Source organism: Pseudoalteromonas sp. BZK2, from assembly GCF_014349195.1.
GTDB classification, from domain to species: Bacteria; Pseudomonadota; Gammaproteobacteria; order Enterobacterales; family Alteromonadaceae; genus Pseudoalteromonas; species Pseudoalteromonas simplex.
The window spans coordinates 1-11,639 of record NZ_JACSOG010000042.1 but is presented as its reverse complement, the minus strand read 5'-3'; the positions used below and the strand labels follow the sequence as shown (position 1 = coordinate 11,639).

General features: G+C 42.4%; 11 protein-coding genes. 9 read left to right on the top strand and 2 right to left on the bottom strand.

From position 1 onward, the window contains the following. Nucleotides 1-64 precede the first annotated feature (64 nt). Nucleotides 65-1,198, top strand: coding sequence for a CsgG/HfaB family protein (locus BIZ38_RS18965; protein ID WP_187491014.1), 1,134 nt, complete (start codon nt 65-67; stop codon nt 1,196-1,198). Between the two features lie 44 nt (nt 1,199-1,242). On the opposite strand, the gene BIZ38_RS18960 is transcribed toward BIZ38_RS18965, so the two are convergent. Together BIZ38_RS18960 and deoC are read right to left on the bottom strand one after the other, a co-directional pair. After that, entirely contained in the window at nt 1,243-1,743 is a 501-nt protein-coding gene (locus BIZ38_RS18960; protein WP_187491013.1) for a hypothetical protein, read from the bottom strand. Further along, nucleotides 1,733-2,476, bottom strand: coding sequence for a deoxyribose-phosphate aldolase (deoC, locus tag BIZ38_RS18955; protein WP_187491012.1), 744 nt, complete (start codon nt 2,474-2,476; stop codon nt 1,733-1,735). Before deoC ends, BIZ38_RS18960 begins: the two co-directional genes overlap by 11 nt. Nucleotides 2,477-2,748: 272 nt before the next feature. Here deoC and cysG point away from each other — a divergent pair, with 272 nt between their 5' ends. The 8 genes from cysG to BIZ38_RS18915 all read left to right on the top strand — a co-directional run bounded on the left by cysG (nt 2,749) and on the right by BIZ38_RS18915 (nt 11,461). Continuing rightward, nucleotides 2,749-4,170 carry a siroheme synthase CysG gene (gene cysG, locus BIZ38_RS18950; RefSeq protein WP_187491011.1) on the top strand — a complete coding sequence of 474 codons (1,422 nt, stop codon included), beginning with the start codon at nt 2,749-2,751 and terminating at the stop codon, nt 4,168-4,170. Nucleotides 4,171-4,205: 35 nt separating this feature from the next. Beyond that, nucleotides 4,206-5,105 carry a sulfate adenylyltransferase subunit CysD gene (cysD, locus tag BIZ38_RS18945; RefSeq protein WP_187491010.1) on the top strand — a complete coding sequence of 300 codons (900 nt, stop codon included), beginning with the start codon at nt 4,206-4,208 and terminating at the stop codon, nt 5,103-5,105. Next, nucleotides 5,105-6,529 carry a sulfate adenylyltransferase subunit CysN gene (gene cysN, locus BIZ38_RS18940; protein WP_138618646.1) on the top strand — a complete coding sequence of 475 codons (1,425 nt, stop codon included), beginning with the start codon at nt 5,105-5,107 and terminating at the stop codon, nt 6,527-6,529. Before cysD ends, cysN begins: the two co-directional genes overlap by 1 nt. Nucleotides 6,530-6,561: 32 nt before the next feature. Beyond that, a complete protein-coding gene (locus tag BIZ38_RS18935; protein WP_187491009.1) occupies nt 6,562-8,289 on the top strand; it encodes an SLC13 family permease in 1,728 nt (575 codons plus the stop codon). A gap of 14 nt (nt 8,290-8,303) precedes the next feature. After that, a complete protein-coding gene (gene cysC / locus BIZ38_RS18930; RefSeq protein WP_058586654.1) occupies nt 8,304-8,900 on the top strand; it encodes an adenylyl-sulfate kinase in 597 nt (198 codons plus the stop codon). A 3-nt stretch (nt 8,901-8,903) separates the two neighbouring features. Then, complete coding sequence (gene cysQ / locus BIZ38_RS18925; RefSeq protein WP_054554817.1) at nt 8,904-9,674, top strand: 3'(2'),5'-bisphosphate nucleotidase CysQ; 771 nt, start codon at nt 8,904-8,906, stop codon at nt 9,672-9,674. 176 nt (nt 9,675-9,850) lie between these two features. Then, complete coding sequence (locus tag BIZ38_RS18920; RefSeq protein WP_138600937.1) at nt 9,851-10,042, top strand: hypothetical protein; 192 nt, start codon at nt 9,851-9,853, stop codon at nt 10,040-10,042. A 153-nt stretch (nt 10,043-10,195) separates the two neighbouring features. Next, entirely contained in the window at nt 10,196-11,461 is a 1,266-nt protein-coding gene (locus BIZ38_RS18915; RefSeq protein ID WP_166340662.1) for an aromatic amino acid transport family protein, read from the top strand. Nucleotides 11,462-11,639 lie beyond the last annotated feature (178 nt).

The window sequence follows — 11,639 nt, the reverse complement described above, 5'->3', positions numbered from 1 at the left end:
AATAACAACAAAGCCCATAGTGCGGCGTTATTTACTGCATGAGATATAAGTTAAGGAAAGTCATATGCTCACTAAAACACACAAAGCAATTTCGATTACGTTACTTGCTGCGGCACTTACTGCATGCCAGAGTACTTCGACAACCACCAGCAATACCAATAGCCCAGATATAAACGAAGTTGCACAGCAGCAATACAATGGCCCAAAAGCTCGGATCGCTGTTGCTCGCTTTACTGATAAATCAAATGATTCACATTGGTGGCGTAAAGAAATTGGTGAAGGTATGGCCGATCAACTTACAACCGCATTAGTTAGCACCAATCGCTTTATTGTTTTAGAACGACAAGCACTTGATGCCGTATTATCAGAACAAGACCTTGCTGTGTCAGGCCGTGTGAGTGCAGCATCAGGAGCTGCGTATGGTGAAATAGAGGGAGCCGAAATTGTTGTGATTGCCGCAGTCACAGAGTTTGATGATGACAACTCAGGCACTCGTGTCGGCAGTGGTGGCTTTATCGGCGATGTATTTAGCTCGGTATCGGCGGGTTTTTCAAGTTCGCACATGGCGATTGATTTACGATTAATCGATACGCGTACTTCTCGTATTTTAGCCGCTACCAGTGTTGAGGGCGGCAGTAAAGATTTTGACTTTACATCTGCTGCTACCAATTTTGGTGGCGCACTCGTTGGTGGTAACTTAAGTAGCTGGTCAAACACACCAAAAGAAAAAGCATTGCGCGAAGTGATCGTAAAAGCTGTTGAGTTTTTAGAGTCAAAAGTGCCAACAACTTATTATCGCTATAATAGTGATAACACCATTGCAGCTGGCCATACAGCCCCTGCACCACTAAAAGTAACCGCAGCTGCAGCTCCTGCTAAAGCGCCAGTTGCATCGGTTAGTGTTCCAACTCACAGAATGCCTTACTACGAAAAAACAGACTTAGCGATGTCACGACTGAACTTGGTTTGTTTGGGTTATTTGAAAAGGCAGCCTCACTACGAAGAATATGAAATAGAAGACGTAGAGTACGATCAAGCAACGGTGATTGCGCTCACTGAGTATCAGCAAGAAAAAAAGCTGAAAGTGACTGGCCTTGCTGATGAGACAACTAAAAAGTCTCTTGATGATTCAGGGTGTATTGCCAAAACAAACAAATCAAGTTTAGAAAGCTTTGGCAGTATGTTTAAATTTAACTAAGCAAACTAACAGCCAGTGCCCGCACTGGCTGTTTAAAACCTTAGTTATAAAATTTGTAATAACTCACCACGATAAAAATCACATAACAACCAAATTTGTTGAAATGGATGATGCTTAGGCACATCAAGGTGAGTAAGTACTGACTTAAAATCATCAAGATGCCATATAGTACTGGCATTTCGAATTAATAACCAAGGCTGAGTAGACTCGTAGTGTTTCTTAGCTTTTTGTGCCAGCAAGCGATGTAAAGCACAGTGCAAACGCTCGTTACTGGGTGCTAAAGCCATTTCAGCAAGATCTCGTTGCATTGAGATAGACAGCGGCCGACCTAACACCGCCATTGCTTCTGTTTCGCTGGCATATAAATGTGCGACTTCAATATCAAGCCGTGCATCACCTTTATAACAACTCACGTCTGGCTTACTTGGCGTATTATGCCAAATATTACGCATACTCACGCCAAACTGCTTTTCGTAACAGCGTAAAAACAACTTTGCTGCGCCATGCTCGAGCGCTATTTTCTCTTGTTCACTTTCACGATTCATTTAATGTTGCATACACATCTTTTAATAACCCAGAAGCGCCAAAACGAAATAGCTCAGGTTGTAAATACGCTTCACCCATAATTGACTCAGCTAGGGCTAAATACTCAGCAGCATCGGTGACTGTTCTGACCCCGCCTGCCGCCTTAAAACCAACCTTTTTGCCACTCGCTTTTATAGTGCTTAACATGATGTCTGTTGCAGCTAGCGTTGCATTAACAGCCACTTTACCTGTACTGGTTTTAACGAAATCAGCGCCGCCATCAATTGCCAGCTTAGTTGCTTTTGCAATGAGATCATCGCTTAATTCGCCACTTTCGATAATAACTTTAAGTTGCGCTTGGCTGCCACATGCCTCTTTTGACGCTTTGACATACTCTAAAACTTTGCGCTCATCACCGGCAATTAGCGCTTTATAAGGGATCACTAAATCAATTTCATCAGCGCCGCGCTCAATGGCAAACAGGGTTTCATTTAACACTTGCTCTAATGATTGCTCCCCACTAGGAAAGTTAGTAACTGTAGCCACTTTGACTTGCTGTAGTTCGCGCTCAGCGAGTGCCAGTTTTGCGTCACTGACAAACTGGCTATACACACAGACCGCTGCAGGAATGCCTAACTTAGGCTCAATACTGGCAATCAAGTGATTAATGGTTTGTGTTGTGTCGCTGTCATTCAGAGTTGTTAAGTCCATCAGTGCCACCGCTTGGGCAGCGCTTGTTTGCATTTTAGTCATAGCTCTTATATTTGTGTTGCCATATTAGTGACCTATAGTAGCAAATTTTTATCATTCGGCTATAAATCATAACTAATCACCATAAGGCTGCTTATTTACTTGTAACTCGCCGCAATCCCTTGTTAACTAAGTCTTAAGCCAAAACAAACCACCTGGTATAACTTTTAGTTATATAAACTTGGTTTTAATTATTTTTTACTTTTTTTAGAGCACTATATTCTGCTTGCCTGCAATAAGCAGTTTCGTTGATGTGTTTTAGGGGTGAGAACAAAGTGCAATATTTACCAATCTTTACCAAATTAGACGACAAACCTGTGCTGGTAGTCGGCGGTGGAGATGTCGCGTTACGCAAATGCCGCGCATTTTTAAAAGCACGTGCTCATGTGACGCTAGTCGCCCCTGAATTTTGTGATGAGCTACTTGCTCTTGCTAAGCAAAACGAAGTAAACCTGATCACTGATATATTCAAAGAACAATATTTAGATCAACAAATGCTGGTGATCGCTGCAACTGATATAGACAGCGTTAACAAAGACGTGTTCGAACTTGCGAATGCGCGCAATATTTTCGTTAACGTGGTGGATGATCAACCTAAGTGTAGCTTTATTTTTCCATCAATTGTTGACCGTGATCCAATCACTATTGCAATTTCAAGCGCAGGCACAGCGCCAGTATTAGCACGTCGTTTACGCGAAAAACTCGAAACGCTTATTCCACAGCATATTGGTCCACTCGCTACATTAGTTGGTAGCTTTCGTGACAAAGTAAAACAACGCTTTAAACACTTTGCCGATCGTCGCCAGTTTTGGGAAGGCGTATTTGATTCATCAGTTGTAAGCAAAGTCCAAGCGGGTAATACCGAAGCTGCAACAGCGCAGTTAGAGCAATTGTTAGATGCAAAGCCAGAACCAGAAGGCGAAGTGTATGTTGTAGGTGCAGGCCCAGGTGACCCTGAGCTATTAACCTTAAAAGCACTGCAGTTAATGCAACAAGCCGACGTAGTTGTATATGACTACTTAGTTTCTGATGAAATTATGGATTTAGTACGCCGTGATGCCGACCTAGTTTGCGTAGGTAAAAGGTTAGGCGATCACAGTGTGGCGCAAGAAGATACCAATCAGATGTTGGTCGATTTTGCCAAGCAAGGCAAAAAAGTATGCCGTATTAAAGGCGGCGACCCGTTTATTTATGGTCGTGGTGGTGAAGAAGTACAAGTTCTTGCCGCGAATAAAGTGCGTTACCAAATCGTACCGGGTATTACTGCTGCTGCAGGTTGTAGCGCTTATGCCGGTATTCCACTTACTCACAGAGATCATGCGCAAGCCATTCAGTTTGTAACGGGTCACTGTAAAAAAGATGGTCAAGAATTAGATTGGCAGTCACTTGCCAAGCCAAATCAGACCTTAGCGATTTATATGGGCGTGATTAAATCACCGCATATTCAAGCACAACTATTAAAACATGGCCGTGGTGCAGATACCCCCGTTGCCATTATCGAAAACGGCACACGTAAAGAACAACGTGTGATTACAGGGCAATTAGGTGAGCTGGCCGACTTGATTTCGCGCCATAGCATTATTTCACCCGCCCTATTAATTATTGGTGAAGTTGCATCATTGCACCATCAGCTTGCATGGTTTGGTCAAACAGAACAAACCAGCAGCTTTGCCCAGCCAATAACTGGCGTAGCTTAATTTAACTTTTAATCATTTTAGTAGGACGACTAACAATGGCTTTAACACACCTTCAGCAATTAGAAGCTGAAAGTATCAAAATCATGCGCGAAGTTGCTGCTGAGTTTGAAAACCCGGTGATGCTTTACTCAATCGGTAAAGATTCATCAGTGTTATTACACTTAGCGCGTAAAGCGTTTTATCCAGCAAAGATCCCATTTCCACTTTTACACGTTGACACCAACTGGAAGTTTAAGGAAATGATCGCGTTTCGTGACCGCCTAGCTAAAGAGTATGGCTTTGATTTAATCGTCCACAAAAACCCTGAAGGGTTAGAGATTGATATCAATCCATTTGTACACGGCTCGGCAAAGCACACCGACATCATGAAAACGCAAAGCTTAAAGCAAGCGTTAGATAAATACGGCTTTGATGCTGCGTTTGGTGGTGCACGTCGTGACGAAGAGAAATCACGTGCTAAAGAGCGTGTTTACTCATTCCGTGATAAACATCACAGATGGGATCCAAAAAACCAACGTCCAGAGCTTTGGAATACGTACAACAGCCAAGTTAACCCAGGTGAAAGCATTCGTGTATTCCCGTTATCTAACTGGACTGAGCTGGATATTTGGCAGTATATCTACCAAGAAAACATTGAAATGGTTCCTCTTTACCTTGCCAAAGAGCGCCCTGTTGTTGAGCGTAACGGCACGCTAATCATGGTTGATGATGAGCGTATGCCATTAGAAGAAGGCGAAGTACCGCAAATGAAGTCGGTACGTTTTCGTACTCTTGGTTGCTACCCACTAACAGGTGCTGTGGAATCAACAGCAGGTACCTTAACTGAAATTATCGAAGAAATGCTGCTTTCAACCTCTTCTGAGCGTGAAGGCCGCGTGATTGATCACGACTCTGCTGGTTCAATGGAAAAGAAAAAACGTGAGGGCTATTTCTAATGTCTAAAACAAACGACACGATTAATGAAGTAAGAGAGTTAGGCATCGACGCCTACCTTGCACGTCAACAAGACAAAAGCCTTTTACGCATGCTGACCTGTGGTAGTGTGGATGACGGTAAATCAACGCTGATTGGCCGCCTTTTACATGACAGTCACCAAATTTATGAAGACCAACTTGCAGCCCTGCATAAAGACAATGAAAAAGTCGGTAATGCCGGTGAAGAGCTTGATTTAGCACTTCTTGTAGATGGTCTTCAAGCAGAGCGTGAGCAAGGTATTACCATTGACGTTGCTTATCGTTACTTCTCAACAGCAAAACGTAAGTTCATTATTGCTGATACACCAGGACATGAGCAGTACACGCGTAACATGGTAACCGGCGCATCAACCAGTGATGTGGCGATTATCTTAGTTGATGCGCGTTACGGCGTACAAGTACAAACTAAGCGTCATAGCTTTATCTGTGACTCATTAGGTATTAAGCAGTTTGTTGTTGCTATCAACAAGATGGATATCGTCGATTTCGATGAAACCGTATACGAAAAAATCAAAGCCGACTACCTTAAGTTTGCAGATCAACTAAACGTTACTAATATCAAGTTTGTGCCTATGTCTGCACTAAAAGGTGACAACGTAGTTACACGCTCAGAGCACACACCTTATTACACAGATAAACCACTTCTTGAGTTACTTGAAGACTCACCAGCGGCTGAAATTGATAACGGGTTTGAAGCGCGTCTTCCGGTGCAATATGTGGTACGCCCTAACTTAGACTTCCGTGGCTTCCAAGGCACTCTAACGTCTGGCAAGTTCAGCGTGGGTGATGCTGTAAAAGTATTACCATCAGGTAAAAGCTCAAGCATCAAAGAGATTGTCACTTTCGATGGCAACTTAGATACCGCTGAAGCAGGCCAAGCAATCACTTTAACGTTAAACGACGAAATTGATATCAGCCGTGGCGATGTGATTGTACCAGCCGCTTCAAAAGCAGCTGTAACAAACCGTATTCAAGCTAAATTAGTATGGATGCATGAAGCACCGTTAGTATTAGGTAAAAGCTATAACTTTAAATTAGGCAGCAAAAACACCTCGGCAGTGGTAAGAAAAATCGATCACACGATTGATGTAAATACCCTTGAGCATGGTCAAGCTGATTCATTACAACTTAACGAAATTGCGATTGTAACCTTAGAGCTTACAGAAACAATTTTGGCTGATGAGTACCACAACAACCATGAAACAGGTGCGTTTATCCTAATTGACCGCCTATCAAACCTAACCGTTGCGGCAGGTATGATTGAGCAATTACTTAGCACTGAAGAACAACAAAGTAGCTTTAGCGACTTTGAAGTTGAATTTAACGCTTTAGTCCGCAAGCACTTCCCTCATTGGCAAGCGCTTGATATAACTAAGCTTAAATAACCACTATTCGCCTGTTATAGGAAGTAAAAAGCATGTATCAACAGCTGGTATTAACAGGCATTATGCTGGTATTAGTGGGGTGCCTTTTTGGCACTCGACTAAAACCTGCATGGTTATTTGTCGGCGCCATTGGTATTAGTTATTTAGCTGGGCTAATAAGCCTTGAAGATATGCTAATTAACTATGCAAACCCTTCTTTAATCACTCTTATTCTACTTGTACTCGTTTCGATAGCTGTAGAAAAAACCACGTTAGTACAAAAGCTTGCTCAGTCTCTTTCGAAAGGCAGCCTGACAAGTTCGGTGACCAAGCTTGGTTTATCAACCGCCTTTTTATCATCATTTACCAATAATACTGCGGTAGTGGCATCGCTGATCAGTGCGATAAAAGAAAGCCCAACACATTCACCGTCTAAACTTTTATTGCCTTTATCATACACCGCCATTTTAGGTGGCACGATCACCCTGATTGGCACCTCAACCAATTTAATTGTTAATGGCTTTGCCGTTGAAGCGGGCATGGAGCCGCTTGGCTTTTTTGATTTTACCTTGATTGGCTTAGGCGCACTGAGCGTTGGCCTTATCACTATTTTAGTGATGCTCAAGTATTTACCAGATAACGGTAAAAACGACCAAGAAGTAGTGCCCTTTTACCTAGAAGGTAAAGTAGAAGCAGGCTCAAAACTCATTGGTAAAAGTGTTGAGGAAAATGGCCTTCGTGAATTAAAAGACTTGTTCTTAGCCGAAATAATTCGTGGTGATAAACGTATTTGTGCGGTTACCCCAAAACAAGTTATCAAAGAAGGTGACGTACTACTTTTTGTAGGTGATATAAAGTCAGTACCTCTGCTCACCCAATTTGACGGCTTAAAAGTTGTGCACGACAAACATGAGAAAGACGTTGAGCACTTAGTTGAAGTTGTTGTTAGCCATTCTTCAAAATACATTGGTAAAACAATTAAAGAAGTTCGCTTTCGTGAACAATTTCATGCTGCCGTTATTGCTATTCGCCGCGGCCATGACCGTTTACAAGGTGGTTTGGGTAAAGTTCAGTTGCAAGCTGGTGACTCGCTGATCCTAGCGCCTGGCAAAGAGTTTTACTCGCTACCTAATTTAAAACGTGAGTTCGTTTATATTTCAGGCCTTGATTTACAAACCCATTTAAAACCTAAGCAATCAAATATTGTGTTAGCAAGTTTTGCAGCCGTATTGGGGTTAAGTATTGTCGGCCTCGTTCCCTTAGTGAAAGGTCTACTCGTTCTTCTTATCGGTTTAATACTAACGGGTACAATCAAGCTAAGTGAAGTAAAACGTCGTTTTCCAATTGAGTTACTCGCAGTAGTGGGTAGTGCTATTGGCCTTGCCAAACTCATGATAGGCACAGGCCTTGCCGGTGAAATTTCATCAGCCATGTTATACGTATTAGGTGATTTTGGACATTACGGCGCATTTATCGCAATATTCTTGATGACGGTTTTGTTTACCGAACTTATTACCAATAACGCCGCTGCCGCGCTTTCATTTCCGGTAGCGTATGCACTCGCCGTTGGTTTTGATGTATCACCGTTGCCTTTTATTATGGCTGTCGCATTTGGTGCATCAGCGAGCTTCATTTCGCCATTTGGTTATCAAACTAACTTGATGGTTTACAGCGCGGGAAATTACCGCCTTAAAGATTACATTGCCATGGGTTTACCTTTATCGATTATTTACTCGATTACGGTTTTAACACTCATACCGCTGGTATTCCCATTTCAATAACGAGAGTAAAGACAATGGATGAAAATATCGTTTGGCATAATTACGCCATTAGCAAATCACAACGTAGTGAGCAAAAAAAGCATAAGCCAACCATTTTATGGTTCACAGGTTTTTCAGGCTCAGGCAAAAGCACTGTTGCAAACGCACTAGAAAGCGCATTAAACCAATTAGGTGTTCACACCTACCTACTCGATGGCGACAATGTGCGTCATGGCTTGTGTAAAGATCTTGGCTTTACAGATGAAGACCGCGTGGAAAACATTCGCCGCGTTGGTGAAACGGCAAAGCTAATGGTCGATGCCGGTCTTGTGGTATTAACCGCATTTATTTCGCCATTTCAAAGCGAACGCGATATGGTAAGAAACTTAGTAGAGGATGGTGAGTTTATTGAAGTATTTTTAGATACCCCACTCGACGTGTGTGAAACACGCGACCCTAAAGGGCTGTATAAAAAAGCGCGCGCAGGTGAAATTAAGCACTTCACTGGTATCGACTCAGACTATCAAATCCCTACATCGCCAGAAATTAAAATCGATACCAGTAAAAACACCCTAGACCAATCGGTGCAAGAGCTGGTAGCGTATTTAAAACAACAGCAAATTATAGGTTAAGTCATGAATCAAACGGAACTGCTAGAAGAAATCTTACTCCTCGCACGCCAAGCCGGCAGTGCAATAATGGGGATTTACGAAAAGGACTTTAATGTTGAGTACAAAGCTGATGAAAGCCCAGTGACCGACGCCGACCTAGCAGCTCACAAAGTGATTGTGAATGGCTTACAACATCTCACCCCTGATGTACCAATTCTAAGTGAAGAAAGCGCTGATATTAGCTGGGATATCCGTCAAACTTGGCAACGCTACTGGTTAGTAGACCCAATTGATGGCACCAAAGAGTTCATTAAAAAGAATGGCGAGTTTACAGTGAACATTGCCTTGATTGAAAAAGGTAAACCAGTATTAGCTGTTGTCGATGCACCGGCATTAGGTGTGTCGTATATTGCTGCTGAGGCAATTGGTGCCTTTAAAGATAAAGGTGATGAGCGCATTGAACTTAAGGTAACCCGTAAACCAAATAAAGGGCTTATCCGTGTTGTCGGCAGCCGTTCACACCCTTCTCCTGATCTAGCTGAATTTGTAAAACAGTTTGAAGATGTAGAAATGGTTTCAAAGGGCAGCTCGCTAAAACTTTGTCTTGTTGCCGAAGGTAGTGCTGATATATACCCACGCCTAGGCCCAACCTGTGAGTGGGATACCGGAGCAGGTCATGCGATTGCCGAAATAGCAGGCGCAACGGTTAGCAAACTCGATGGCAGCCCACTACTGTATAACAGTAAAGAAGAGTATCTGAACCCGTATTTTGTCGTATCGGCATTACAGGACTAAAAGCATTCCGTTAAATACCGTAGGCTGGGTAGAGCGTAGCGAAACCCAGCGTCTCCCCTGTCATCGCAAAATAAATATCAAAATTTCATATTCCCTACTTTATGACCACAATCATCTAGCCAATAAGTCCTTGTTCCTATAGTATTTTGCTCTCTCAAACTCATAAAGGAATAACCATGACGACTGTTGAAAAAGCAATTGAATCTGGCTACGAGGCCCAAATTAGCGCACTTTATAAAGCCCTTTCACAAGGAGTGCTTGCCGCTAATGGCGATGAAAGTGAAATCACTGCAGCTGAGGCACGTTTTAAGAAAGGTTTAGCATTTGCCGCAGATATTAAAGCTCGCGCACTTGCAGCAGCAGAATAAATACCACAACTGGGCTTTATAAATAAGCCCAACTTTCTTCTTTTGTAAGTCTCTCCTTACAGCATAGTTATTTAAATACAACGCTAAAACATGCATTCTAAGTCGCTTTTCTATATGCTGCGCGACAATTATTATTCTAATAGTGGAGTGCTAATGAACACACATCAAGATGCTATGCCGTATGATGCATCGACAACAAGTAGTAACTCAAAATGGAATCTTCATGACACCCAATGGGTATTAAGTTTATTTGGCACCGCAGTCGGTGCAGGGATTTTATTCTTACCAATTAATATCGGTATCGGCGGATTTTGGCCTTTGATTATCATGGCGTGTCTTGCCTTTCCGATGACTTACTTAGCTCACAGAGGCTTAGCCCGATTTGTTTTATCATCAAAACAGCCTGAAGCAGACTTTACCGATGTAGTAGAAGAACACTTTGGCATTAACGCCGGGCGCTTAATCTCTTTACTGTATTTTCTTTCTATTTTCCCTATCTTACTTATTTACGGTGTTGGATTAACCAACACTGTTGATAGCTTTATCGTTAATCAACTAGGTATGGAATCACCACCACGCGTACTGTTATCTGGTGTACTCGTTGGCGGTATGATCAGTTTAATGCTTGGTGGCGAAGCACTGATGTTACGTGCTTTTGCAATCCTTGTTTATCCTCTCGTCGCTATCTTGTTTTTCTTATCGATTTACCTGATCCCAAGCTGGCAAATGCCAGATGTGTCTGTCCCTGAGTTTTCAGGCTTTATGAAAACACTTTGGTTATCAATACCTATCATTGTATTCTCATTTAGCCACGCAGCTGCGATCTCAAGCTTTGTTCATGTACAACGTGCTCACTATGGCAACAATGCTAAAATGAAGTCAGAAGCAATTCTAAAGCGTACTAGCCTACTATTAATCGTGTTTGTTTTACTGTTTGTATTCTCGTGTGTGCTGTCACTATCTACTGAACAAATGATACAAGCAAAAGCTGATAACGTGTCTATCTTGTCATTCCTTGCCAATATTACAGATAACTCGTTTATTGCTACCTTAGGGCCATTAGTAGCCTTTATCGCGATTACGTCTTCATTCTTAGGTCACTTCTTAGGTGCCCGTGAAAGCTTCAACGGCCTTGTTAGTAAGCAAGCCCATATGAACCCTAAACTCGTTGATAAGATTGGCACTGTTATCATGTTCTTTGCTATTTGGTATTGCTCGGTGATCAACCCAAGTATTTTAGACATGATGGATCAGCTGTCAGGCCCTATCATCGCCATGATCCTTTTCATCATGCCAATGATTGCCGTTTATAAAGTACCTAGCTTACACAAATACAGAAACCGCTTAAGCACACTGTTCGTATTAACAGTTGGCTCTCTAGCCGTATTTGCGCTTATCTACAGTATGATTATTAAGTAATCTCATCATTACTAGATATAGAAGCCCAGCCAGGAAACCGGCTGGGCTTTTTTGTTAGCAACTGGAAAGTTGGAAGGCGTGGCGTAGGTTGGGTAGAGCGCAGCGAAACCCAACAGCGTGGTAATTCGTCATGCAGAATGAAGAGATAAAGCTCATTAATAAAAGACGAATTAGCGCA

Coding starts and splice junctions, on each gene's coding strand:
- BIZ38_RS18965 (WP_187491014.1), top strand. CDS start 65: ATGCTCACTAAAACACACAAAGCAATTTCGATTACGTTACTTGCTGCG.
- BIZ38_RS18960 (WP_187491013.1), bottom strand. CDS start 1,743: ATGAATCGTGAAAGTGAACAAGAGAAAATAGCGCTCGAGCATGGCGCA.
- deoC (WP_187491012.1), bottom strand. CDS start 2,476: ATGACTAAAATGCAAACAAGCGCTGCCCAAGCGGTGGCACTGATGGAC.
- cysD (WP_187491010.1), top strand. CDS start 4,206: ATGGCTTTAACACACCTTCAGCAATTAGAAGCTGAAAGTATCAAAATC.
- cysN (WP_138618646.1), top strand. CDS start 5,105: ATGTCTAAAACAAACGACACGATTAATGAAGTAAGAGAGTTAGGCATC.
- BIZ38_RS18935 (WP_187491009.1), top strand. CDS start 6,562: ATGTATCAACAGCTGGTATTAACAGGCATTATGCTGGTATTAGTGGGG.
- cysC (WP_058586654.1), top strand. CDS start 8,304: ATGGATGAAAATATCGTTTGGCATAATTACGCCATTAGCAAATCACAA.
- cysQ (WP_054554817.1), top strand. CDS start 8,904: ATGAATCAAACGGAACTGCTAGAAGAAATCTTACTCCTCGCACGCCAA.
- BIZ38_RS18920 (WP_138600937.1), top strand. CDS start 9,851: ATGACGACTGTTGAAAAAGCAATTGAATCTGGCTACGAGGCCCAAATT.
- BIZ38_RS18915 (WP_166340662.1), top strand. CDS start 10,196: ATGAACACACATCAAGATGCTATGCCGTATGATGCATCGACAACAAGT.